This is a genomic window from Mycobacterium timonense (assembly GCF_025821985.1).
Classification (GTDB): Bacteria; Actinomycetota; Actinomycetes; order Mycobacteriales; family Mycobacteriaceae; genus Mycobacterium; species Mycobacterium avium.
Map to the genome: position 1 here is coordinate 585,625 of NZ_JACKSY010000104.1, position 23,035 is coordinate 608,659.

The 23,035-nt window shown below is 70.5% G+C and carries 20 protein-coding genes and 1 pseudogene; 7 read left to right on the plus strand and 14 right to left on the minus strand.

Annotated features, from left to right (window positions below):
• Nucleotides 1-51: 51 nt before the first annotated feature.
• Entirely contained in the window at nucleotides 52-1,233 is a 1,182-nt protein-coding gene (locus H7I87_RS25290) for a lysylphosphatidylglycerol synthase transmembrane domain-containing protein (protein WP_011726361.1), read from the plus strand.
• Nucleotides 1,234-1,318: 85 nt separating this feature from the next.
• On the opposite strand, the gene H7I87_RS25295 is transcribed toward H7I87_RS25290, so the two are convergent.
• Nucleotides 1,319-1,864, minus strand: coding sequence for a hemophore (locus H7I87_RS25295; protein ID WP_003874098.1), 546 nt, complete (start codon nucleotides 1,862-1,864; stop codon nucleotides 1,319-1,321).
• A 349-nt stretch (nucleotides 1,865-2,213) separates the two neighbouring features.
• Between H7I87_RS25295 and H7I87_RS25300 the strand changes: the two genes are divergently transcribed.
• Nucleotides 2,214-5,237, plus strand: coding sequence for an MMPL family transporter (locus H7I87_RS25300; protein WP_011726363.1), 3,024 nt, complete (start codon nucleotides 2,214-2,216; stop codon nucleotides 5,235-5,237).
• Nucleotides 5,234-5,773, plus strand: coding sequence for a helix-turn-helix domain-containing protein (locus H7I87_RS25305; protein WP_009979691.1), 540 nt, complete (start codon nucleotides 5,234-5,236; stop codon nucleotides 5,771-5,773). The genes H7I87_RS25300 and H7I87_RS25305 overlap by 4 nt, the downstream gene beginning before the upstream one ends.
• A gap of 15 nt (nucleotides 5,774-5,788) precedes the next feature.
• Here the strand turns inward: H7I87_RS25305 and H7I87_RS25310 are convergent, their stop codons facing one another.
• Together H7I87_RS25310 and H7I87_RS25315 are read right to left on the minus strand one after the other, a co-directional pair.
• Nucleotides 5,789-6,472: a hypothetical protein gene (locus tag H7I87_RS25310; RefSeq protein WP_009979694.1), complete on the minus strand. Its 684-nt coding sequence runs from the start codon at nucleotides 6,470-6,472 to the stop codon at nucleotides 5,789-5,791.
• Nucleotides 6,473-6,480: 8 nt separating this feature from the next.
• Nucleotides 6,481-7,110 (minus strand): hypothetical protein, encoded by a 630-nt coding sequence (locus tag H7I87_RS25315; protein WP_009979696.1) that lies wholly within the window; start codon nucleotides 7,108-7,110, stop codon nucleotides 6,481-6,483.
• A gap of 41 nt (nucleotides 7,111-7,151) precedes the next feature.
• On the opposite strand from H7I87_RS25315, the gene H7I87_RS25320 reads away from it, so the two are divergent.
• Nucleotides 7,152-9,140, plus strand: a complete 1,989-nt coding sequence (locus tag H7I87_RS25320; protein ID WP_019733154.1) for a M13 family metallopeptidase — start codon at nucleotides 7,152-7,154, stop codon at nucleotides 9,138-9,140.
• Here H7I87_RS25320 and H7I87_RS25325 read toward each other — a convergent pair.
• The 5 genes from H7I87_RS25325 to ricR all read right to left on the minus strand — a co-directional run bounded on the left by H7I87_RS25325 (nucleotide 9,124) and on the right by ricR (nucleotide 14,855).
• A complete protein-coding gene (locus H7I87_RS25325) occupies nucleotides 9,124-11,364 on the minus strand; it encodes a molybdopterin oxidoreductase family protein (protein ID WP_019733153.1) in 2,241 nt (746 codons plus the stop codon). The two genes, H7I87_RS25320 and H7I87_RS25325, sit on opposite strands and share 17 nt — an antisense overlap.
• Nucleotides 11,354-11,959: a TetR/AcrR family transcriptional regulator gene (locus H7I87_RS25330; protein ID WP_009979706.1), complete on the minus strand. Its 606-nt coding sequence runs from the start codon at nucleotides 11,957-11,959 to the stop codon at nucleotides 11,354-11,356. Before H7I87_RS25330 ends, H7I87_RS25325 begins: the two co-directional genes overlap by 11 nt.
• Nucleotides 11,960-12,068: 109 nt before the next feature.
• Nucleotides 12,069-13,088 carry a L,D-transpeptidase gene (locus H7I87_RS25335; protein WP_003874102.1) on the minus strand — a complete coding sequence of 340 codons (1,020 nt, stop codon included), beginning with the start codon at nucleotides 13,086-13,088 and terminating at the stop codon, nucleotides 12,069-12,071.
• Nucleotides 13,089-13,206: 118 nt separating this feature from the next.
• Complete coding sequence (locus tag H7I87_RS25340) at nucleotides 13,207-14,442, minus strand: MFS transporter (RefSeq protein WP_019734316.1); 1,236 nt, start codon at nucleotides 14,440-14,442, stop codon at nucleotides 13,207-13,209.
• A gap of 122 nt (nucleotides 14,443-14,564) precedes the next feature.
• Nucleotides 14,565-14,855, minus strand: coding sequence for a copper-sensing transcriptional repressor RicR (gene ricR / locus H7I87_RS25345; protein WP_003874104.1), 291 nt, complete (start codon nucleotides 14,853-14,855; stop codon nucleotides 14,565-14,567).
• A 120-nt stretch (nucleotides 14,856-14,975) separates the two neighbouring features.
• On the opposite strand from ricR, the gene ilvD reads away from it, so the two are divergent.
• Complete coding sequence (gene ilvD, locus H7I87_RS25350) at nucleotides 14,976-16,703, plus strand: dihydroxy-acid dehydratase (protein WP_003874105.1); 1,728 nt, start codon at nucleotides 14,976-14,978, stop codon at nucleotides 16,701-16,703.
• A gap of 76 nt (nucleotides 16,704-16,779) precedes the next feature.
• Here the strand turns inward: ilvD and H7I87_RS25355 are convergent, their stop codons facing one another.
• Nucleotides 16,780-17,214 carry an SPW repeat protein gene (locus H7I87_RS25355; protein ID WP_003874106.1) on the minus strand — a complete coding sequence of 145 codons (435 nt, stop codon included), beginning with the start codon at nucleotides 17,212-17,214 and terminating at the stop codon, nucleotides 16,780-16,782.
• A 318-nt stretch (nucleotides 17,215-17,532) separates the two neighbouring features.
• Between H7I87_RS25355 and H7I87_RS25360 the strand changes: the two genes are divergently transcribed.
• Nucleotides 17,533-18,516: an NAD(P)H-dependent flavin oxidoreductase gene (locus H7I87_RS25360; RefSeq protein ID WP_023860782.1), complete on the plus strand. Its 984-nt coding sequence runs from the start codon at nucleotides 17,533-17,535 to the stop codon at nucleotides 18,514-18,516.
• 3 nt (nucleotides 18,517-18,519) lie between these two features.
• On the opposite strand, the gene H7I87_RS25365 is transcribed toward H7I87_RS25360, so the two are convergent.
• A complete protein-coding gene (locus H7I87_RS25365) occupies nucleotides 18,520-19,173 on the minus strand; it encodes an O-methyltransferase (RefSeq protein WP_019733626.1) in 654 nt (217 codons plus the stop codon).
• Between the two features lie 141 nt (nucleotides 19,174-19,314).
• Between H7I87_RS25365 and mymT the strand changes: the two genes are divergently transcribed.
• Complete coding sequence (mymT, locus tag H7I87_RS25370) at nucleotides 19,315-19,461, plus strand: copper-binding metallothionein MymT (RefSeq protein ID WP_042791826.1); 147 nt, start codon at nucleotides 19,315-19,317, stop codon at nucleotides 19,459-19,461.
• A gap of 30 nt (nucleotides 19,462-19,491) precedes the next feature.
• On the opposite strand, the gene H7I87_RS25375 is transcribed toward mymT, so the two are convergent.
• The 4 genes and pseudogenes from H7I87_RS25375 to H7I87_RS29275 all read right to left on the minus strand — a co-directional run.
• On the minus strand, nucleotides 19,492-21,609 hold the full coding sequence (locus tag H7I87_RS25375; RefSeq protein WP_033727404.1) for a beta-glucosidase: 2,118 nt from the start codon (nucleotides 21,607-21,609) through the stop codon (nucleotides 19,492-19,494).
• Complete coding sequence (locus H7I87_RS25380) at nucleotides 21,606-22,118, minus strand: TIGR04338 family metallohydrolase (protein ID WP_009979718.1); 513 nt, start codon at nucleotides 22,116-22,118, stop codon at nucleotides 21,606-21,608. Before H7I87_RS25380 ends, H7I87_RS25375 begins: the two co-directional genes overlap by 4 nt.
• Nucleotides 22,115-22,864: a DUF2786 domain-containing protein gene (locus H7I87_RS25385; protein WP_011726375.1), complete on the minus strand. Its 750-nt coding sequence runs from the start codon at nucleotides 22,862-22,864 to the stop codon at nucleotides 22,115-22,117. Before H7I87_RS25385 ends, H7I87_RS25380 begins: the two co-directional genes overlap by 4 nt.
• A gap of 13 nt (nucleotides 22,865-22,877) precedes the next feature.
• Nucleotides 22,878-22,951: pseudogene (locus H7I87_RS29275) on the minus strand (hypothetical protein); the annotation flags it as partial.
• Nucleotides 22,952-23,035: the final 84 nt, after the last annotated feature.

The following is a 23,035-nucleotide window of genomic DNA, read 5'->3' on the forward strand; positions in this document are numbered from 1 at the left end:
TCGGCGACGTGCAGCGATCCCCGCGCCACCTGCACCGTTACCCTAAGTCACGTGCCGCACGACGCACCCGCCCACAATCTCGACCTGCCGCGCGAGCAGACCTCGCGCGGCAGGTACTGGTGGGTTCGCTGGGTGATCCTCGGCGTGGTGGCCATCGTGCTTGCCGTCGAGGTCTCGCTGGGCTGGGACCAGCTGGCCAAGGCGTGGATGAGCATGTACGAGGCGAACTGGTGGTGGTTGCTGGCCTCGGTGGTGGCCGCGGCCGCGTCGATGCACAGCTTTGCTCAGATCCAGCGCACGCTGCTCAAATCGGCGGGGGTGCACGTCAAGCAGCTGCGCTCGGAGGCCGCCTTCTACGCCGCCAACTCGCTGAGCACCACGCTGCCCGGGGGGCCGGTGTTGTCGGCCACCTTCCTGTTCCGTCAGCAACGGCTGTGGGGCGCCTCGACCGTGGTGGCGTCCTGGCAGCTGGTGATGTCCGGTGTGCTGCAGGCGGTCGGGTTGGCTTTGCTGGGCCTGGGCGGCGCCTTCCTGCTGGGCGCCAAGAACAACCCGTTCTCGCTGCTGTTCACCCTGGGCGGCTTCGTCGCGCTGCTGCTGCTGGCGCAGGCCGTCGCGTCCCGGCCGGAGCTGATCGAGGGCATCGGCAGCCGGGTGCTGGCGTGGGTCAACTCGGTGCGCGGCCGGCCGGCCGAGACCGGTTTGGACAAGTGGCGCGAGACGCTGATGCAGCTGGAATCGGTGAGCCTGGGCCGGCGCGATCTCTCGGTGGCGTTCGGCTGGTCGATGTTCAACTGGATCGCCGACGTGGCCTGCCTGGGCTTCGCCGCCTACGCCGCCGGGGACCACGCCTCGGTGGCCGGGCTGACCGTGGCCTACGCGGCCGCCCGCGCGGTCGGCACCATACCGTTGATGCCGGGCGGGCTGCTGGTGGTCGAGGCGGTGCTGGTGCCGGGGCTGGTGTCCAGCGGGATGTCGCTGCCCAGCGCGATCTCGGCCATGCTGATCTACCGGCTGATCAGCTGGCTGCTCATCGCCGCGGTCGGCTGGGTGGTGTTCTTCTTCGTATTCCGCACCGAGAACATCGCCGACTCCGACGACGAGCCGATCACCGGCCCGCTGCCCGTGCTGCCTACACCGGGCGGCCCGCCGGACCCGACCGACACCGCCCTGCAGGGGCCGCTGCCGCCGGACCGGAGTCCGGCCGATCCGAATCCGGACAAAGACGTCTAGCGCCGCGCGTGGCCGCTCGCCGAGCGTGTGGCCTATGCAGCAAAAACGACCGGAAGCCCGACGTAAGGCCCACGGTCGACGGCCGTCACCCGACGGTGTTGCCGCGCGGCGGCCCCGACAGCGGGCCGGCCGGCTGCGGGACGGCGGGCGGGGTGCCCGCCGGACCTGCCGCGCCGCCCAGCGGGGAGGCGCCCGCCGGGTTGCCCGGCAGCGCCGGCAGCCCGCCGGCGGCGCCCTGCGCCTGCTGCACCATGCCCAGCGCCTGCGGGATCGAGATCGGCAGCTTGCACTGCAGCGACAGGCTGGTCAGCGGCTGCGCGATCGACGTCATGTCGCCGGCGACCTTGGGGTTGGCATCGAAGTAGGACTTCAGCCCGTTCACCGACTGCGGCCCGGCCTGCTGCTGCAGCATGCTGGTCATGGCCTGGTTGGTCTCGGGATGCGCGTCCAGGTAGTCGCCCATCGACTTGGACACCGAGCCGATCGTGCGGGCCACCTCGCTGGCCGCGCACGGGTCGTTGGCGCCGGTCGCGGGCGGCCCGGCCAGCACCGCGACGGCGGCGCCGGGCAGGGCGGCGGCGATCAGCCCGGCGAAAATTCTGCGGCGCCGTCCAGCGGAGGCTGACGTCATGGCTAACTCCTTACGGTTTGCGGCGGCCGCCGAAGATCGGCGCCCCGCAAACGGCTGCGATGAACGGCCCCGCTGATCGCCGGATCTGATCGCCGGCTTCCCCGCATTCCCCGGGGCTCGCCGGGCCAACCGACATCGTGCCATCGCCGAGATCACCGCTGCCAGCCGGAACTGCGGATGTGACCGAAATCCCGCCCGATCACCGGTTCACAACGTCTTCGCAGCGTCTTGGCAACAAGGCTGTCGCCGCAGCTCAGGAACCAGATAAGCCAAGATAATCCACAGCGTGCTGCGGTATCGTCGCGAGCACGTTACGCGAGAACCGGGGAGCGACGAAATCCAGCAGTTAATGATGCGCCTGAGCCGCAGCCTGCGTAAGTACCGCTGGTTGGTCTTCGCAGGCTGGTTGTTGGCGTTGGTTCCCGCGGTCTATTTGGCCCTGACCCAGTCCGGCAACCTCACCGGCGGCGGTTTCGACGTCGCCGGTTCGCAGTCGCTGGCGGTGCACGACCAGCTCGAGGATCTCTACCACGACCAGGGCGGGTCGTCCCTGGCGCTGGTCGCCGCCCCCCGCGCCGACGCCAGCTACCAGGACATGAACGACGCCGTCGCGCAGCTGCGCCGGATCGCCGCCGAAGTCCCGGGCACCACCGAGATCCCCAACCCCACCCAGCGGCCCCCGCAGCCGGACCGGCCGTACGTGCTGTCGGTGCGGCTGGATTCCCGCAACACCAGCGACGTGGCCAAGCAGCTGCGCACCAAGGTGGGCATCAAGGGCGACCAGCCCGGCCAGACCGCCAACGGGCGGGTGCGGCTCTACGTCATCGGGCAGGGCGCGCTGAGCGCGGCCGCGGCGGCCAACACCAAGCACGACATCGCCGCCGCCGAAAAGTGGAACCTGCCGGTCATCCTCATCGTGCTGCTCGCCGTGTTCGGGTCGCTGGCCGCGGCGGCCATCCCGCTGGCCCTGGGCATCTGCACGGTGGTGGTGACCATGGGGCTGGTCTATCTGCTGTCCGCGTACACCACCATGTCGGTGTTCGTCACCTCGACGGTGTCGATGTTCGGGATCGCGCTGGCCGTCGACTACTCGCTGTTCATCCTGATGCGCTTCCGCGAGGAACTGCGCAGCGGCCGTCAGCCCCGCGAGGCCGTCGACGCCGCGATGGCCACCTCCGGGCTGGCCGTGGTGTTGTCCGGGATGACCGTCATCGCCTCGCTGACCGGGATCTACGTGATCAACACCCCGGCGCTGAAGTCGATGGCCACCGGCGCGATCCTGGCCGTCGCGGTCGCGATGCTGACGTCGACCACGTTGACCCCGGCCGCGCTGGCCACGTTCGGGCGGGCCGCCGCCAAGCGGTCGGCCCTGCTGCACTGGTCGCGGCGCCCGGAAAGCACCCAGTCGAAGTTCTGGAACCGGTGGATCGGCTGGGTGATGCGGCGGCCGTGGATGTCGGCGCTGGCGGCGTCGCTGGTGCTGCTGGTGATGGCCGCGCCGGCCGCGTCGATGGTGCTGGGCAACAGCCTGCTGCGCCAGTTCGACTCGTCGCACGAGATCCGGGCCGGGGTGGGCGCGGCGGCCCAGGCGCTGGGCCCCGGTGCGCTGGGCCCGATCCGGGTGCTGATCAACTTCCCCGACGGCGGGGCCGCGTCCCCGGAACACAGCCACACCGTCGGGGCGGTCCGCCAGCGGATGGCCCAGGCGCCCAACATCGTCTCGGTGTCGCCGCCGCAGTTCGCCGAGGACAACGGCAGCGCGTTGCTGTCGGCCGTGCTGTCGGTGGACCCCGAGGACATGAAGGCGCGCGAAACCGTGGGCTGGATGCGCGCCGAGCTGCCCAAGGTGTCCGAGGCGGGCACCGCGCGGGTCGACGTCGGCGGCCCGACCGCGCTGATCAAGGACTTCGACGACCGGGTCTCGGCGACCGAACCGCTGGTGCTCGGCTTCGTCGCGCTGATCGCGTTCGTGATGCTGCTGGTCTCCATCCACTCGGTGTTCCTGGCGCTCAAGGGCGTGCTGATGACGTTGCTGTCGGTCGCCGCCGCTTACGGCAGCCTGGTGATGGTGTTCCAGTGGGGGTGGCTGCGCGATCTCGGGTTCGCCCAGATCAGCTCGATCGACAGCACCGTTCCCCCGCTGGTGCTCGCGATGACCTTCGGGCTGTCGATGGACTACGAGATCTTCCTGCTGACCCGCATCCGGGAGCGCTTCCTGCATTCCGGCAACACCCGCGACGCGGTGGCCTACGGCGTCAGCACCAGCGCCCGCACCATCACCAGCGCGGCGCTGATCATGATCGCGGTGTTCGTCGGCTTCGCGTTCGCGGGCATGCCGCTGGTGGCCGAGATCGGGGTGGCCTGCGCGGTGGCCATCGCGGTGGACGCCACCGTGGTGCGCCTGGTGATGGTGCCGGCGTTGATGGCGATGTTCGCCCAGTGGAACTGGTGGCTGCCGCCGTGGCTGTCGCGGGTCCTGCCGTCGGTGGACTTCGACCGGCCGCTGCCGGAGGTCGACCTGGGCGACGTCGTGGTGATCCCCGACGACATCTCGGCGCTCACCGCGCCCAGCGCCGACCTGCGGATGGTGCTCAAGTCCGCCGCCAAGCTCAAGCACCTGGCGCCGGACGCCATCTGCGTCACCGATCCGCTGGCGTTCACCGGCTGCGGCCGCACCACGGCGGCCGGCGCGGACCCGGCCCGGGGCCTGGGGCCCGGGCAGATCCCGCACCAGGTGGCGCTGCGCGAGGAGAAGGTCGGCGTCGCGGCGGGCCCGGGCGAAAAGACCGGCAGCAACGGTCACACCAACGGTTCGGCGGGGGCCAAGAAGCCGGCCGCGCGCAATGGGCGCAACGGCATCGCCAAGGCCATCGCCGGGGCCGACCGGCCCGTGCACCCGGTGACGCTGTGGCGGGGACGGCTGTCGGTGGCGCTGGACGCGCTGCAGACGGACCCGGACAGCGGGGCCGACCGGCCGCGGTTTCGGCGGCGCAGCCCGGTGGAGACCACCAATGTGCAGCTGCCCACCGGCGACCGGTTGCTGGTCCCGACGGGCGCCGAGGCGCTGCGGCTGAAGGGCTATTTGCTCATGTGCCGTAACAGTCGCCGCGATTACGCCGACTTTGCAGACATGGTGGATGCGTTGGAACCCGAGACCGCCGCGGTGGTGCTGGCCGGAATGGACAGGTATTACTGTTGTGAATCATCCAGGCGGCAATGGATCGCCACCCAGTTGGTCCGCCGGCTCGCCGATCCCGATCCGTGCGATTACCCGGATGACCAGGGGCCGGACGCCGACGCACCCGCGGACTGGGAGCAGATCAGGCAGCGCTGCCTGGCCGTGGCCGTCGCGATGCTGGAGGAGGCGAGGTGACGTTGGCACCCGACCGACGCCCGGCTTCGCCGCCGCACCGGCCGGCCCCGGGGGACCAGCGCAACCGCGGCGGCGGGCCGTCCGCCCCGCTGCCGGACCTCGACCAGCCGGTGGAATTCTGGCCGACCGCCGCCATCCGTTCGGCTCTGCAGAGCGGTGACATCGCCACCTGGAAGCGCATCGCCGGCGCGTTGAAGCGCGACCCCTACGGCCGCACCGCGCGCCAGGTCGAAGAGGTGCTCGACGGCACCCGGCCCTACGGCATCGCCAAGGCGCTGTGGGAGGTACTCGAGCGTGCCCGCGCCCACCTGGAGGCCAACGAGCGCGCCGAGGTGGCTCGCCACGTGCGGCTGCTCATCGATCGGTCCGGCCTGGGCCAGCAGGAGTTCGCGTCCCGCATCGGGGTCAGCGCCGAGGAGCTGGGCAGCTACCTGGACGGCAGCACCAGCCCGACGGCCGCGCTGATGATCCGGATCCGCCGGCTGTCCGACCGGTTCGTCAAGGTGAAGTCCGCCCGCTCCGCCGAATCCAACTGAGCCTCATCCGATCGGTCATCTGATCGGCAGCACGTCGGCGACCAGCCAGTCGCCGCCCCGCTTGGTCAGCGTCACCCGCAGCGCCGGCGCGGCCTGGCTGGGCGGCTGCCCGGGCGCGTTCTGGGTCACCCGCAGGATCACCGCCACGCTGGCCGCCGCGGGGCCGAGGGCCTCGACGCCGGCCGACACCGTGGCCGCCTGCGCGGTGACGTTGTGCTGGGCCAGCTCGGCGCTGGACTTGGTGTACTGCTCCTTGAACGCCGCGGCGTGTTCGGGCACCACCATCGCCGCGGCCCGGTCGATGGCGCCGGTCGGTGCGGTCGGGCTGAACGAGGCCATCGACTCGGCCATGCCGGTGGCGATCGCGACGACCTTGTGGGAGTCGTCGGTGAAGTCACGGTCGGCCCTGGTCCAGTGCGTGTAGCCGGTCGCGACGGCCGCCGCCAGCGCGGCCGTGCACAGCAGCACCACCGCCAACCGCAGCCCCGGCGCGTCGTCGTCGGTGCCGAGGCTGACCGAATCGCGGCGCAGCAGCCAGAAATTGATCAGCACGCCCTCGACGATCAACAACACCAGCACCGAGCAGGCCGACACCCACCACAGCGGCCAGCCGAGCACCACGCCGATGGCCAGCAGGGCCGCAATCGCGGCCACCGGGGCCGCGATGTCGAAGGCGAACAACCGCCAGATGTTTCTCATCGCATCTCTCACCTGATCGAGGACAGCCCGGAGATCATCAGCTTGCCGTCCACGTCGGAGACGTCCAGGCGCAGGCTCCAGTGCACGGTCTGCGGCTTGGCGCCGACGTTTTCGCTCACCGAGGTGGCGACCAGCAGCACCGAGTCGGTGCGGGTGGCGAACGGCGGCAGCTTGGTGGTGACCGGCGGCCGCGCGGCGCCCGGCTGGGCGTCCAGGTCGTGGTGCACGGTTTCGATCGCCACCGCGTCCACCCGCCCGCTGCTCTTGGACTGCAGCTTCTCCACCACCGCCCGGTAGGGCTGCACCGCGGCGTCGAAGTCGGTGTTGAGCTCGCCGACCGTGCCGTCGTGCAGCCGCTGCAGGCTGGCGTCGACGTTGCCGCTGTTCATGTTGATCAGCACGTTCGCCCAGTCCGCGGCGGTCCGCATGACCCGGCTCAAATAGCTGCGCTCGGCGACCTGGTCGCGGTGGTCGGACCAGATCAGGGCGGCGAGCACCACCGCGGCCACGGACAGCACGCCGAGAACCGTTGAGGCGACGCCGTAATGGGAGAAGATTCGGCCGTCCGCGGCTTCGGGCGGTTCGTCGGCATCGGAATCTTGTTCGGCAGGTGGCTCGGTTCGCTCGCCGTCGGACATGGCCCGATCGTCGCACCCGGCAGAGATGGAAGGATGGCGGGGTGACGAATACGGCCATCCGCTCGGGGATCGACCTGAGCCATGTCGACGACAGCATCCGCCCGCAAGACGACCTGTTCGGTCACGTCAACGGCCGCTGGCTGGCCGAATACGAGATACCCGCCGACCGGGCCACCGACGGCGCCTTCCGGCAGCTCTACGACCGCGCCGAGGAGCAGGTGCGCGACCTGATCGTCGAGGCCAGCGAGCAGGGTGCGGCCGCCGGCGGTGACGACGCCCAACGCATCGGCGACCTGTACGCCAGCTTCCTGGACGAGGACACCGTGCAGCGCCGCGGCCTGCAGCCCCTGCTCGACGAGCTGGCGCTCATCGACGAGGCCGCCGACGCCGCCGCCCTGGCGGCGGTGATGGGTGCGCTGCAGCGCACCGGCGTCGGCGGCGGCGTCGCGCTGTATGTGGACACCGACGCCAAGAACTCGGCCCGTTACCTGGTGCACGTCACGCAGTCCGGCATCGGCCTGCCCGACGAGTCGTACTTCCGCGACGAGCAGCATGCCGAGGTGCTGGCCGCCTACCCCGGACACATCGCCCGGATGCTGCGCCTGGTATTCGGCGGTTCGGCCGACGACCACGCCGAGACCGCGGCCCGCATCGTGGCCCTGGAGGCCAAACTGGCTGCCGCGCACTGGGATGTGGTCAAGCGTCGCGACGCCGACCTCACCTACAACCTGCGCACCTTCGCCGACCTGCGCACCGAGGGCAGCGGCTTCGACTGGGACGGCTGGCTGCAGGCGCTGGGCGCCACACCCGACGCGGTGGCCGAACTCGTTGTGCGTCAACCCGATTACCTGACCGCCTTCGCGGCGCTGTGGGAAAGCCTGGACCTCGACGAGTGGAAATGGTGGGCGCGGTGGCGAGTCATCCGGGCCCGCGCCGGCTGGCTGACCGACGAGCTGGTGGCAGCCGACTTCGACTTCTACGGTCGCCTGCTGACCGGTGCCGAGCAGATCCGCGACCGGTGGAAGCGGGCGGTCTCCCTGGTCGAGAGCCTGATGGGGGACGCCGTCGGAAAGCTCTATGTGGCACGGCATTTCCCGCCCGGAGCCAAGGCCCGCATCGACGAGCTGGTGAGCAACCTGCGGGCGGCCTACCGGATCAGCATCAGCGACCTGGACTGGATGACACCGCAGACCCGGCAGCGGGCGCTGGCCAAGCTGGACAAGTTCACCGCCAAGGTCGGCTACCCGGCCAAGTGGCGCGACTACTCCGCGCTGGTGATCGACCGGGGCGACCTGTACGGCAACTACCAGCGGGGCTACGCCGTCAACCACGACCGGGAGCTGGCCAAGCTCGGCGGGCCGGTGGACCGCGACGAATGGTTCATGACGCCGCAGACGGTCAACGCGTACTACAACCCGGGCATGAACGAGATCGTGTTCCCGGCGGCCATTTTGCAGCCGCCGTTCTTCGACGCCGAGGCCGACGACGCCGCCAACTACGGCGGCATCGGCGCGGTGATCGGCCACGAGATCGGCCACGGCTTCGACGACCAGGGCGCGAAATACGACGGCGACGGCAACCTGGTCGACTGGTGGACCGACGCCGACCGGACCGAATTCGCTGCCCGCACAAAGGCTCTCATCGAACAGTACGATGCCTACACGCCGCGCGGACTGCCCAGCGGCTACCACGTGAACGGGGCGTTCACGGTCGGGGAGAACATCGGCGATTTGGGCGGCCTGTCGATCGCGCTGCTGGCCTACCAGTTGTCGCTGAACGGGCAGCCCGCCCCGGTGATCGACGGCCTGTCCGGGGTGCAGCGCGTGTTCTACGGCTGGGCGCAGGTGTGGCGAACCAAATCCCGTGAGGCCGAAGCGATCCGGCGACTCGCGGTGGACCCGCACTCACCGCCGGAGTTCCGCTGCAACGGCGTGATCCGTAACATGGACGCCTTCTACGATGCCTTCGAGGGTGCCGACGAGGGCGCGCTGTTCCTGGAGCCCGACCGGCGGGTCAAGATCTGGAACTGACGGGCACGGGTTCGATCCGCGCCGGGACGTGCTTGTGCCACGGTGTGCCGGCGTAGGGGTCGCGCCACTGCGTGGAGGTCAGCGCGTTCGGCGCCACCCCGGGAACGACGGTGCGCCCGTCGTCGCCGACGTAGTCCAGCCCAAAACCGTTGGGCAACGCGGCATGACCGGCCAGCATGGTCTCGCTGATCTCGACGGTGGCCTCGGCGCTGCCCGCCGCGGTGCTGATCCGGGCGCGGCACCCGTCGGCCAGCCCGAGGGCCTGGGCGTCTTCGACGCTGACCCGCAGCGCGCCCTCGGCATCGCGTTTGCGCCAGGACGGGTCGCGGAAGATGTCGTTGGCGGTATAGGCGCGCCGCTCCCCCACCGATAGCACGATCGGGAACTCTTCGGTGGTCAGCCGCGGCGGGCCGCTCGACAGCTTCGCCAATTCCTGTAGCATCGCCGGGATTTCGAGCGCGATCTTGTGGTCGGGATGGCCGATCAGGGTGAAGTCGTCCGCGTAGTCGTGCACGGTGAACGTCACCCCCGACGGGTTGTCCAGGATGGCGTCGAACAGCGCGTTGCCGTCGGCGTGACCGGCGCGGCGCACCGCCTCCGGATAGGTCAGCGCGGTCTTTTGGGCCAGGCCCCACAGCGCGGCGGCGCCACGCAGTCCGTCCGGCAGGGTGGGCCCCAGCGTTTCGTACAGCACAAACGGAAGTAGCTGCGCCACAGTCGGATTGGTGGACACAGCGGTCAGGAACGCTTCGGTGTAGGCGTGCCGGCCGCGCCGCGCGGCGTCGTGCAGCGGCCGCAGATCCGCCTCCGTCACCACGCCGAGCGCCCGCACCAGCCGGGCCCAGATCTCGGGTTCGGGCAGCGTGCCCGGCAGCGGCGTCAGCAGCGGGCGGCGCAGCTGAAAGGTGTTGCGCGGGAACTCCAGGTTGAAGAAGGTGGCCTCGGGCTTCTCGAACTGGGAGGCGGCCGGCAGCACATAGTGCGCCAGCCGGGCCGTCTCGGTCATCGCCACGTCCATGACCACCATCAGTTCCAGCGACGCGAAGGCCTCCCGGCACGCCGCCGAATTGGCCAGCGAGTGCGCGGGATTGCTGCTCTCCACGATCATGGCCCGGAACCGGTCCGGGTGATCGGTCAGGATCTCCTCGGGCACCACGTTCGACGGCACCAGGCCGGAGATGATGGGCGCGCCGGTGACCGGGGTGCGCCCGGAGAACTGGCCGAACAGCGGCGCGAACGACGAATGCAGATGCTGGCCACCGCGTTTCGCGAAGTTCCCGGTCAGGATCCACAGCAGCTTATTCAGGTAGGAGCACAGCGTGCTGTTGGGTGCCTGCTGCACGCCGAGATCCTCGAACACCGCCACGCTGTCCGCGGTGCCGATGCGCCGCGCCGCGGTGCGCAGCAGCTCCTCGTCCACCCCGCAGTGCGCGGCGTACTCGCACACCGCCACGTCACGCAACGCCTGGCGGACGGCGTCGGCGCCGCGCACGTGCTCGGCGAGAAAGGCTTCGTCGCAAAGGTTTTCCTGGACGAGGACCGCGGCCAGCGCGGCCAGGCACCACGCGTCGGTGCCGGGACGCACCCGCAGGTGGAAGTCGGCCATCTTGGCGGTGTCGGTGACGACGGGATCGATGACGATCATCGACCGCGCCGGATCCTTCGCGATCTCGTTGAGCACCACCCGGGCGCGCGGAAAGCTCTGCGACATCCACGGATTCTTCCCGACGAACACCGCGACCTCGGCGTGCTCGAACTCGCCGCGGGTGTGACCGCCGTACAGCTGGCCGTCGATCCAGGACTCCCCGGTTTTCTCCTGCGCCAACGCATTCGACCGGTAGCGCGAGCCCAGCGCCTTCAGGAAGGCGCCGCTGTAGGCCCCGCCCAGATGGTTGCCCTGCCCGCCGCCGCCGTAGTAGAAGATCTTGTCGCCGCCGTAGCTGTCGCGAATGCGCTTGAACCCCTCGGCGATCTCGACGATCGCGGTGTCCCAGTCGATCTCCTCGTAGCTGCCGTCGGGGCGGCGGCGCAGCGGCGAGGTCAACCGGGCGCGGCTGTTCTGGTAGTGGTCCAGCCGCAGCGCCTTGTTGCAGGTGTAGCCCTGCGAGGCGGGGTGCGCCTTGTCGCCGCGGATGCGGGCCAGCCGGCGGTCTTCCACTTGGACGACGATGCCGCAGTTGCATTCACAGAGGATGCAGGCGCTGGGTTGCCATTCACCGGTCATGTCGGGATTTCCTTCCTGCGGCGGTTTCGCCGGCAAGTTCTGCGGCCAGCAGGTCGCGCAGTTGGCGGTGCACGACGTCCAGGGGTGCCGGGTCGCGGCGCGCCCGGGCCAGCACGATCGCGCCCTCCAGCGCGCTGGTGGCCAGCACCGCCAGCTCGGCGGCGCGGCGCCGTCGTATGCCGTCGGCGATGAAGCGCTGCGCGATCAGGTCGGTCCAGCGGTCGAAGGCCGCGGCGGCACGCTCGATCACCGGCCGCTCGGCGTCGGATTGTTCACCCGCTTCCACGGCGACCGCTACCACCGGGCAGCCCGCGCGAAAGTCGCTGTCGCGCAGCTGTTCCCGATAGGTGTCGATCAAGGTGTCCAGCAGCCGGGCGCCGCTCTCGGCCCCGGCGATCACGGCGGCGACGTACTCGCCAGCGAAATCGACTGCCTCACAAAGCAATTGGGTGCGGCCACCGGGAAAGTAGTGGTAGGCCGATCCGCGCGGCGCGCCGCTGTGCTCGAGCACGTCGGAGATCGCCGTGGCGTGCGCCCCGCGCTCCCTGATCAGCAGCGCGGCCGAGACCACCATCTTTTCGCGCGGACTGCGCATCGTCGCTCCTCGGGCCGGATATGTATGATGCTATACATAATCGCGGGCGCCGCGAAAGCCCCAGCGCCTGCTGGGGCAATCCGGAGCTAGCCCGCCGGGCGGTCCAGAGCTAGTTCATCCAGTCGGCGGAGCCGTCGTTCTTCTTGTAGTCGCCGCCGCTGGAGTTCTTCACGATGATCGGGTCACCCGGACCGAAGTTGTCGAAGAACCACTTGGCGTTGGCGGGGCTGATGTTGATGCAGCCGTGGCTGACGTCGCGCTTGCCCTGGTCGTCCACCGACCACGGCGCGCTGTGCACGTAGTCGCCGACGTTGTCGAACCGGACCGCGTCCTCCACGGTCACCTTGTAGCCGTAGGTCGAGTTCACCGGGACGCCGTAGGTCGACGAGTCCATCACCACCGACGCCTTCTTGTCCTGCACGTAGTAGGTGCCGTTGGGGGTCTGGTGGTTGCCGGCCGTCATGCCCATCGACATCGGGAACGTCTTCTCCACGGTCCCGTTGCGGGTGACGGTCAGCTGATGGGTGGCGTCGTCGGCGGTGGCCACCAGCGTGTCCCCGGTCTGGAAGTTGGTCACCGTCCCGCCCGCGTCCACGGTGACCGCGGTGTGGGCGGGCCAGAAGCTCAGCGGGCGCCAGCGCAGCTGGGTCGGGGTCATCCAGTAGAACTTGCCCGGCACCGGCGGCACCGACGAGACGTGCACGGCGCTGATCGCGGCGCCGGCGTCGTCGACCCGGCCCGGGAAGTTGATGATGATCGGCTGGGCCACGCCCACCGTCGAGCCGGTCTTGGGCACGAACGTGGGCGGGCCGAACGGCGGCGTGCCGGTGAACGGGGTGGGGTCCTGTCCGGCGGCCGGGGCGGCGGCCGGTTGCGCGGCGGGGGGCAGCCACGGCGCCGGCGGGGCGGCCGGCGGCGGTGGTGCCAGCGGGTCCGGCGGGGGCGGGGGCGCCAGCGGATCCGGCGGAGCCGGCGGGCCGGGCGGGGCTGCCACCGCGCCCGGATCGGCGGGAGCCGGGTCCGGGTCGGCCAGCGCGGGACCGGCGCTGAGCACCAGCGCCAAGCCGACGACCGACACCACGGCGGCGTTCAGAGCGGCGAAGAGTGTTCCCCTCGTCCAGCCCGACATAGGCATACCTCCACTCATGTTCTCGACCACAGTGTCGCATAGCAGGCTTGCCAGCTACCGTCGCCGACGGCCGCGCCCGCCCCGGAAAGGGCCGTGATTACCGCGTCGAGCAGGGCGGTTATGAATCGCGTGAGCTTGTCGGGGCAACGTCCAGCATCCGCCGGTTGGCGGCGATGCCGACCAGCGCCACCGCCATCAGCACCCCGGAAGCGCTCAGCATCAGGATGACGCTGCGCTCATAGAGCAGCCCGCCCAGCAGCGACCCGGCCATGATGCCCACCTGGAAGGCCGTCACGTACAGCCCCGAGGCGCCGTCCGGGTCGTCGGCCCCGTTGCGCATCGCGGCCGACTGCATCATCGGCGACACCGCGGTGGCCATCGCTCCCCACAGCACGATGGCGGCGGTCCCGATCAGCGCGGTCGTCGCCCCGGTCGGGCCGCCGAACGCCAGCGCGGTCAGCACCGCGAAGGCGGCCGTCAAACCCGTCATGCACAGGATCACCGCACTCTTGGGCCGGTGGTCCAGCGGCCGCGCGACCAGCGGCACCGACAGCAGCCCGGCCAGCCCGTAGGCGGCCAGCACCCAGGCCAGGGTCGGCCCGCGCACCCCGACTACGTTGCGGATGATCTCGACGATGAAGGTGTAGGACACGAAATGGCCGGTCACCGCCACCATGGCCAGCAGGCTCACGGTGATCAGCCGGCCGTTGCGGTGGTGCCGCGAGCGTGGCCCGACGTGCGCCAGCTGATGCTCGGTGAGCACCATCTCCGGCAGCATCAGCCGGGCCACGACGGTGACGACGGCGGCCGCGACGGTGACGCACACGACGGCCAGCCGCCAGCCCCACATCAGGCTCAGCGCCGCGGTCAGCGGGCTGCCCACCACCAGCGCCAGGCTGGTGCCGACGTAGATCGACATGGTGGCGCGCCCGGCGTGGCTGGGCGGCACCAGCCGGGTGGCGATCGGCGCGATCACCGACCACAACAGGCCGTGGGTGATCGCGCACAGCACCCGCCCGGCGGCCAGCACCGCGAAGTTGGGCGCCAGCGCCGAGATCAGCTGGGAGGCGGTCAGGCAGGTCAGGCTCGCCACCAGCACCCGGCGGCGCGGCAGGTGCGCGGTCCAGCGCACCAGCGGGATCGTGGTCAGGGCCGCCACCAGCGCATACCAGGACAGCAGGGTGCCCACCAGGACCAGGCTGACCTGCAGATTGCGGGCGATCGCGGGCAGCGCGCCGACCGGCAGGATCTCGGCGGTGACATAGGTGAAGGCCGCGGCGGCGAGAATGGCGAGCTGAGCCGCGATCCGTGGGGTCCACGTCCGCGCGGCTGCGTTGGCGGTTTCGGCAGTCATCACAGTCATCGCTTGGGTGTGCGCAGTCGGCTAAGCAATGCCGCAAACCAGATCGCGCTCCCCTACCGTACGCATACCGGTCGCCGGTTCATCCATCTTGGCCGGGCAACACGCCCGGGCGATCAGGAGCGAACCAGGCGCGCGATGGCGGCGGACGCCTCGGCGAGCTTCTCGTCCGCGTCGTCGCCGCCGCCGGCCACCGCACGGGTGACGCAGTGGCCCAGGTGCTCGTCGAGCAAATTCAGGGCGACCGAGCGCAGCGCGCTGTTGACGGCGCTGATCTGAGTGAGGACGTCGATGCAGTACTTGTCCTCCTCGATCATCCGGGCGATGCCGCGCACCTGGCCCTCGATGCGCCGCAGCCGCTTGGCGTAGTTGTCCTTCTGCTGCGAGTACCCGTGTTCGTTGGTCATCGTCGTTTCACCCCTGCCGATCTGGCTGCCCCGCGGCGGCATCACCCGGCCCCAGCTTATACCCCGCCCCGGTATAACCCCGGGAGCTGGTATCGCGACTGGCCAGCGCATACTTGAACGATGCCCACCACCGATTCGGCGCGCGCCGCCGACATCAAGCAGCCCGACATCAAGCCGCGCAGTCGTGACGTCACCGACGGCCTGGAGAAGGCCGCCGCCCGGGGGATGCTGCGGGCGGTAGGCATGGGCGACGAGGACTTCGCCAAGCCGCAGATCGGGGTGGCGTCGTCCTGGAACGAGATCACGCCGTGCAACCTGTCGCTGGACCGGCTGGCCAAGGCGGTCAAGGAAGGCGTCTTCGCCGCGGGCGGCTACCCGCTGGAGTTCGGCACCATCTCGGTGTCCGACGGCATCTCGATGGGCCACGAGGGTATGCACTTCTCGCTGGTGAGCCGCGAGGTGATCGCCGACAGCGTCGAGACGGTGATGCAGGCCGAGCGCCTGGACGGCTCGGTGCTGCTGGCCGGCTGCGACAAGTCGCTGCCCGGCATGCTGATGGCCGCGGCCCGCCTGGACCTGGCCTCGGTGTTCCTCTACGCCGGCTCGATCCTGCCCGGGGTGGCCAAGCTGTCCGACGGCAGCGAGCGCGAGGTGACGATCATCGACGCGTTCGAGGCTGTCGGCGCGTGCGCGCGCGGGCTGATGCCGCGCGAGGACGTCGACGCCATCGAGCGGGCCATCTGTCCCGGCGAGGGCGCCTGCGGCGGCATGTACACGGCCAACACCATGGCCAGCGCCGCCGAGGCGCTGGGCATGTCGCTGCCGGGCAGCGCGGCCCCGCCGGCCACCGACCGCCGCCGCGACGGCTTCGCCCGGCGCAGCGGCCAGGCCGTCGTCGAGCTGCTGCGCCGCGGCATCACCGCCCGCGACATCCTCACCAAGGAGGCGTTCGAGAACGCGATCGCGGTGGTGATGGCGTTCGGCGGCTCCACCAACGCGGTGCTGCACCTGCTGGCCATCGCCCACGAGGCCGACGTGGCGCTGTCGCTCGACGACTTCAGCCGGATCGGGTCGAAGGTGCCGCACCTGGCCGACGTCAAGCCGTTCGGCCGGCACGTGATGACCGACGTCGACCACATCGGCGGCGTGCCGGTGATGATGAAGGCGCTGCTGGACGCCGGGCTGCTGAACGGCGACTGCCTGACGGTGACCGGTGCGACGGTGGCGCAGAACCTCGCCGCGATCGCCCCGCCCGACCCGGACGGCAAGGTGCTGCGGGCGCTGAGCGATCCGCTGCACCCGACCGGCGGCATCACCATCCTGCGCGGGTCGCTGGCGCCCGAGGGCGCGGTGGTCAAGTCCGCCGGCTTCGATTCCGACGTGTTCGAAGGCACCGCAAGGGTTTTCGACGGTGAGCGGGCCGCGCTGGACGCGCTGGAGGACGGCACCATCACCAAGGGCGACGCGGTGGTGATCCGGTACGAGGGCCCCAAGGGCGGGCCCGGGATGCGCGAGATGCTCGCCATCACCGGCGCCATCAAGGGCGCCGGGCTGGGTAAGGACGTGTTGCTACTCACCGACGGCCGCTTCTCCGGCGGGACGACGGGACTGTGTGTCGGCCACATCGCGCCCGAGGCGGTGGACGCCGGGCCGATCGCCTTTCTGCGCGACGGCGACCGCATCCGCCTGGACGTCGCCAACCGGGTTCTGGACGTACTCGTCGATCCGGCCGAATTCGACTCTCGGCGAACAGGTTTCACCCCGCCACCGCCCCGCTACAAGACCGGGGTGCTGGCTAAGTACGTCAAGCTGGTCGGTTCTGCGGCGATCGGCGCCGTCTGCGGCTAGCCTGGCCGCCTTGCGCTTTCGGCCTTCGGCGCGAGCGTGCCGTTAGCGACCACGCACGCTCGCGACCGAAAGTGGATCAGCCGGCCGATGCGCGGGTGCGCATGCCGAAGTAGGTGGCGTTGAGACCCAGGAACGTCAACAACGCACCCGCCACGACATTCGACCAGGTCATGCCGGCGGTCAGCACGACGCCCGGCAGGATCCAGGTCGACACGATGACCCACGCGCCCAGCACCGGCAGCGTCCAGGTCATGCCGTGCGCACGGTCCAGCGTCGTCGCGAACCCGTAGGCCAGGAACGCCGCCGCGATCCCGGCGATCAGGTCGGACGTGGCCAGCGATGCCGTCGCGCTGAACCCGACGATCCACGGTGAGGCCGCCACGTACAGGCCGGCCAGCAGCGCAAGACCGAAGGTGAAGTGCGCACTCATCGACTCGGCGACGCGTTCGTAGCGGGCCCGCAGAGCCAACAAATCGGGGTGGTGATCGATTGATGAATGGACTGTACTCATTTTGTGACCTTTCTGTTATGCGGCAAGCCTTTTGAGCGGACCGCACCCATCCATCTGTGATCAAGATTACGCCCGCTCGACGGCCGCCAGCAACGAAAACCGGCGCCGGCCCAGCGCCCCAACCCGCGCCGAGCGTGGGGCCTCAGCGGCGCCGAGCGTGGGGCCTCAGCGGCGCCGAGCGTGGGGGATATGCGGCGCCGAGCGTGGGGCCTCAGCGGCGCCGAGCGTGGGGGATATGCACGCGATTGGGGTCGAATTCGTGCATATCCCCCACGCTCGCGAAACCGGTTCGGCGCCTGCGGCGTAACGTGGCGGGGCATGGACATCGCCGACCGGTTGCGGCTCGATGTTCCGGTCGGGCAGGCCGGGATGGGCGGCGGGCTGGCCGGTGCGCCGCTGGCGGCCGCAGTCGCCGCGGCGGGTGGCCTGGGCACGCTGGGCATCACCACCCCCGGCCGGATCAAAGCCTCGATCCAGCGGGTGCGTGAGCAGGCGCCCGGGCGCGCGGTCGCGGTAAACCTGTTGCTGCCCTTTACCCGTCGCCGCCACGTCGCGGTCTGCGTCGAGGCCCGGGTGGACGTCGTCGTGCTGGCGTTCGGCGAAAACCGCGGGCTCGTCGCGCACCTACGGCAGGCCGGCGCCTTCGTGTTCGTGATGGTCGGCACCGTGGCGCAGGCCCGCGCCGCAATCGCCTGGGGCGCCGACGGTTTGATCGCCCAGGGCCGCGAGGCCGGCGGCCATCTGGTGGGGACCATGGCGGCCCTGGACTTCCTGCCGCACGCGCTCGCCGCGGCCGCCGGCCGCCCGGTGTTCCTGGCCGGCGGCATCGCCACCGCCGCCGACAGCCGCGCCGCCCTGGGCGCCGGCGCCGACGGCGTCATCGCCGGCACCCGATTCCTGCTGACGCACGAGGCCGATGCGAGCCGCGGGTATCAGCAGCGAGTCCTGCAGGCGGACAACACGATCGAAACCAACCTGTTCGGGCTGAGCTGGCCGCTGCGCCATCGGGTGGTGCCCAACGCCGCCACCCGCCGGTGGTGCGGCGCCGACGGCAAGGCCAGGGCGCTGCCCGCCGCGCTCAACGCGGCGAGCCGCCCGCTGTCGGCGCTAGGCTATTTCGACGCGGGCGCAATGCTGCGCCTGCAATCGCCGCGCCGTCCGCTGTTCACCCCGCTGGCACCGGTGGCCGGCGTGCCGGATTCGCTGCTGGACAGCGCCGCGCTCTACGCCGGCGAAACCGCCTCGCGCATCGGCGAACTCACCTCCGCGCGCCAGGCCGTCGCCGACCTCACCCCGCGCTGAGGCCTAGCGCACCACCGCAAACGCGAAGCCGTCCCAGTGCTTGGCGCCGACCGTCTGGATCACCGCGGTGTCCAGCCGCGGGTGCTCGCCCATCGCCTGCAGCGTTTGGCGCACCGCCCGCGCTGGGGCGTCGGCCTCCGGCTCGAGGATCTGGCCCTGACGAATCACGTTGTCCGCCACGATGACCGCGCCCGGGCGGGCCAGCCGCACCGCCCAGTCCAGGTACGCGGGATAGTTCTCCTTGTCGGCGTCGATGAACACCAGATCGAACGGACCGGTCACCGACGGCAGGGTGTCCAGCGCGGCGCCGACGATCACCTCCACCCGATCGGCCAGGCCGGCCCGCTGCAGGTTGGCGCGGGCGACCTCGGCGTGCTTGGGCTCGTATTCCAGCGTCACCACCCGCCCCTGCGGGCCGGCACCGCGGGCCAGCCAGATGGTGCTGAACCCGCCCAGCGTGCCGAGCTCGAGGATGCGTCGCGCACCCATGGCGGTGGCCAGCAGGCTGAGGAACTTCCCCTGCTGCACCGACACCGCGATCGGCGGTAGTCCGGCGGCGCTGCTGGCCTCGAGCGCGTCGATCACCGACGGGTCGCCGCCGACCACCGTGCTGTCCAAGAAGGCGTCGACGTCTTTGGGCGTTGGTTTCTCGGTCATGCGTCCAACGCTAGCCGCACCCGCGACGGTTCGCCGGACCGGTCGATCCGCCCGTTTACTACATACCCGTGGGGGGTATATAGTAGGGGTGCGGTCGACCCGCGCCGCACGAGTCACAACAGGAAGAAATGGGTGAGTCACATGGCAACTTACGAGTCCGGAACCCTGCTGACCTGCGGCCACGAGGGCTGCGGCTGTCGCGTCCGCATCGAGGTTCCCTGCCACTGCTCGGGTGCCGGTGAGGAGTACCGCTGCACCTGTGGCGACGCGCTGACCCCGGTCAAGTAGTCCGTTGACCCGCTCGTACGTTCGGGCGCCTCACCGCCCGAACGTACGAGCGGTCAGCTCGACCGTGGCCGTCGAGCGCAAGGAAGTGGCCGAAATCCCCAGCGCCACCGTATGACTGCCCGCGGCGATCCGCCAGCTTCGGATGCTGCCGTCGTAGTGGGCCAGCAGTCGCGGATCGGCGTCGATGGTCACGTGCCGGCTCTCGCCCGGGCCCAGCTCGACCCGCTCGAATCCCAGCAGCCGTAGGCACGGCTTCCCGGGCATCGCCGTCAGGTACAGCTGCGGTACATCCACCCCGGCGCGATCGCCGGTGTTGACCACGGTGAAGCCGGCGGTGATGGTGTCGCCGCCCCGCACGACCAGGTCGCGGTGTTCAAATCTGGTGTAGGACAATCCATGTCCGAAGGCGAACATCGGGACGTGGCCCTTGGCCGCGAACCAGCGGTAGCCGACGTCGGCGCCCTCGACGTAGTCGATGGTGCTCGGCGTTCCCCACGGTAGCCCGGCGCCGGGCAGCTGCGGGCGCGGCGTCTGGTGCAGGTCGACCGGGAAGGTGATCGGCAGCCGGCCGCCGGGATTCACCCGGCCGGTGAGCACCTCGGCGATGGCCGTGGCGCCGGCCTGACCCGGATACCACGCCTGCACAACGGCATTCACCGCTCCCAGCCACGGCATGGTGACCGGGTTGCCGGTCTGCAGCACCACCACCGTGTTGGGGTTGGCGGCCGCCACCGCGCCGATCAGCTCGTCCTGGCCCGACGGCAGCGACAGATCGGCGAGGTCGAAGCCCTCCCCTTCGGCGCGTACCGCGAACACGATCGCGATGTCGGCGCGTTGTGCCGCCGCCACCGCCTCGGCCGGGCTGATTCCGGGATCGAAGTCAATCGTGTTCTCGGGCAGAAGCTTTCGCAGTTCCTGCAGTGGACTCGACGGCAGCAGGTACAGGTTGCGCAGCCCGGCCTCCAGCCCTGTGCCGCCGATCGGCACCACGGCGGCATACCCGCCCGCCGGAACGACGGTGCTGGAACCGAAACCGGCCGGCACGCCCAGCTGCGCGTACCCGCCGATGACGGCGATGCGCGCCGGCGAGTCGGGGCGCAACGGCAACAACCCGCGGTTGGTCAGCAGCACGATGCCCTGCCGCGCGATGCGCAAGGCAATGTCGTTGTGGGCGTTTAGATCTGGTGCCGGCGCCCGGTCCGACCGGTCGACGCCGACGGCGAAGATGGAGCGCAGGATGCGCCGGACCATGTCCGAGAGCCGATCCTTGGGCAACCGGCCGTCGGCGTAGGCGTCGCGCAGCGGCGCACCGAAGGATTCGGCCTGCCACAGCAGCGCGTCGATCTGGGCGCCGCATTCCTGATCCGGACCGCCCAGGGCGCATTCCCAGCCCGGAGTGGCGCCCCAGTCCGACATCACCCAGCCGCGATACGCCCAGGCGTCCTTGAGGACGTCGTTGAGCAACACACTGTTCGCCGCGGCGTAGACGCCGTTGACCTTGTTGTATGCGGTCATCACCGCCCCGGGCTGGGCCCGTTCGATGGCCAACTCGAAGGCCAGCAGGTCGGATTCGCGGTGCGCGTCGGGGTCGATGACCGCGTCCAGAAAGTGGCGATTCGTTTCGTTGCAATTCAGCGAGTAGTGCTTGACGGTCGAGATGACGCCCTGTTGCTGGATGCCCGCGACCGACTCCGCGACCATGGCGGCGGTCAAAAGCGGGTCCTCGGAAAGGTATTCGAAGTTGCGGCCGTTGCGCGGGTCGCGGGCCAGGTTCATCGCCCCGGCCAGCTGGACGTTGAATCCGCGGCTGCGGGCTTCCCGGCCGATCAGTTCGCCCGCGGCGCGGGCCAGCGCCGGATCGAAGGTGGCGGCCAGCGCCAGGCCGGCCGGAAGCGCGGTGGCGGTGTCACCCGGACGGTAGCCGGGGTTGGTGACACCCAGTCCGGCGTCGCTCATCAGCAGCGGCGGCACGCCGAGGCGCGGCACCCCCGGCACGTAACCCGCGCTCATCGGCACGTCCGCCGGGATGCGCTCGTCGCGCACCGGCCACATGTCGCCGGCGCCCATCACCGCGACCAGCAGCGAGAACCGCTCGTCGTCGGTCATCTGGGCCTCGACCGTGCGCGCCCGCTCGTCCGGATCTTTCATCGCACACCCTCTTTGGCGTAGACGACGCGCAGCACATGCCCGACTTCGGGTCCCATCACCAGCTCCGTCAACTCGCAGATCGTCGCGACGAACTCCGGGCCGTGCGGCGGCCCGGCCCGGCACAAATGATGCGCCACTTCGTGCAGCACCACCAGCTCGCGCAGGGCCCACTCGGCGGTGTCGCGGTCGGGCACCGCGATAACGCCTGCGCCGTAGCGGTTTTCGTAGTGCGCGGCGGTGGCGGCCCGCCGCGGCCGCACCCGCAGCGGCGGCACATCGGGCCACCGTTGCCGCACCGCGGGCAGGGCCAGCACCTGGTCCACATAGCGTTGCACGGAGGGCACCGAGCCGAATCGGCCCTCCGGCGGCAGCGTCAGCCGGGTGCCGAAGAACTCCACCGCGGGTGACCCGTGCTCGGCGGCGCGGTCGAACAGCGTCCGGACGAACTCCTCGGCCGCATAGACCCTGGAGCGCTGAGAATCCCGCGGCGGGGAGTCCCCGGGGCTCACCCGCTCAGCGCGCTCCGCGCCCCGGGCAGCTCGGGGCTGCTGCCCAGCCGCGCCCGCCTTCCGGCCCGATCGCCCGCCCGCCGCGCCGCCGAGGAATATCCGGCCGACGCGCGACTGGCCTGCCAGGTTCCGCGCGCCTTCGACGCGCTGCGGTAGAAGTCCACCAGCTCGATTTCCTTGTCCCGCAAGGCAATAGCGGTGCCCGGCGTGCGACGACGGTCCTTGGTGGCTTCCTGGCGCGCCTGATCGCGGGCCTCGGCCAGCCGCTGGCCGACACGCGCCCCGAAGGCCAGCTGGAAGTTGAGCCGGGCGGTGATGGTCGGGGTCGGGCGGTGCGCTCCCGAGGCGAGGTAGGCGTCGGAGGCGCGGACCATCTGCACGACCAGGCTGGCATACAGGGCGTGACTGGCGTCGATGTCCTCGGCGAACCCGTAGGCGTAGACGAACGTCGAATTGGAGGCCACATCGCAGCGCACGTCGTTGGCCGCCGCGATCAGCACGAACAGCTGCACGTAGGTGCGCAACCCCTTGCTGCCCGCCGCGCCGATGGTGATGGTGCGCTGGGTCGGGGCCTGGGCCGCCGAACGTTGGGCCGAATGCGAGCGGGCCACCGCGAGGTCGATGGATGCGGCCGTCGCGAGCCGCTGCGCGGCCGACATGAACGCGTCGGCCTCGTGGCTGTTGTCGGTGCCTTCGGCCTGCCGCAGCAGCGCGGCGATGCGCGCCAGCATCTTGTCGTCACTCACTTGCGCCGCTCCTCCTCATCGCTGCGCTCTGCATCGTCGCCGGCGGAAATCACCCGCGCCGCTCCTCCTCATCGCTGCGCTCTGCATCGTCGCCGGCGGAAATCACCCGCGCCGCTCCTCCTCATCGCCAGCGGAAGTCATACGCGCCAACTTACGGGAGGGGTCCGACAC

What these genes read in the sequence shown, in the direction of transcription:
- ilvD (WP_003874105.1), top strand. Translation starts at nt 14,976, where the DNA reads ATGCCCACCACCGATTCGGCGCGCGCCGCCGACATCAAGCAGCCCGAC.
- ricR (WP_003874104.1), bottom strand. Translation starts at nt 14,855, where the DNA reads ATGACCAACGAACACGGGTACTCGCAGCAGAAGGACAACTACGCCAAG.
- H7I87_RS25330 (WP_009979706.1), bottom strand. Translation starts at nt 11,959, where the DNA reads ATGCGCAGTCCGCGCGAAAAGATGGTGGTCTCGGCCGCGCTGCTGATC.
- mymT (WP_042791826.1), top strand. Translation starts at nt 19,315, where the DNA reads ATGGCAACTTACGAGTCCGGAACCCTGCTGACCTGCGGCCACGAGGGC.
- H7I87_RS25360 (WP_023860782.1), top strand. Translation starts at nt 17,533, where the DNA reads ATGGACATCGCCGACCGGTTGCGGCTCGATGTTCCGGTCGGGCAGGCC.
- H7I87_RS25340 (WP_019734316.1), bottom strand. Translation starts at nt 14,442, where the DNA reads ATGACTGCCGAAACCGCCAACGCAGCCGCGCGGACGTGGACCCCACGG.
- H7I87_RS25365 (WP_019733626.1), bottom strand. Translation starts at nt 19,173, where the DNA reads ATGACCGAGAAACCAACGCCCAAAGACGTCGACGCCTTCTTGGACAGC.
- H7I87_RS25375 (WP_033727404.1), bottom strand. Translation starts at nt 21,609, where the DNA reads ATGAAAGATCCGGACGAGCGGGCGCGCACGGTCGAGGCCCAGATGACC.
- H7I87_RS25325 (WP_019733153.1), bottom strand. Translation starts at nt 11,364, where the DNA reads ATGACCGGTGAATGGCAACCCAGCGCCTGCATCCTCTGTGAATGCAAC.
- H7I87_RS25295 (WP_003874098.1), bottom strand. Translation starts at nt 1,864, where the DNA reads ATGACGTCAGCCTCCGCTGGACGGCGCCGCAGAATTTTCGCCGGGCTG.
- H7I87_RS25310 (WP_009979694.1), bottom strand. Translation starts at nt 6,472, where the DNA reads ATGAGAAACATCTGGCGGTTGTTCGCCTTCGACATCGCGGCCCCGGTG.
- H7I87_RS25355 (WP_003874106.1), bottom strand. Translation starts at nt 17,214, where the DNA reads ATGAGTACAGTCCATTCATCAATCGATCACCACCCCGATTTGTTGGCT.
- H7I87_RS25315 (WP_009979696.1), bottom strand. Translation starts at nt 7,110, where the DNA reads ATGTCCGACGGCGAGCGAACCGAGCCACCTGCCGAACAAGATTCCGAT.
- H7I87_RS25335 (WP_003874102.1), bottom strand. Translation starts at nt 13,088, where the DNA reads ATGTCGGGCTGGACGAGGGGAACACTCTTCGCCGCTCTGAACGCCGCC.
- H7I87_RS25300 (WP_011726363.1), top strand. Translation starts at nt 2,214, where the DNA reads ATGATGCGCCTGAGCCGCAGCCTGCGTAAGTACCGCTGGTTGGTCTTC.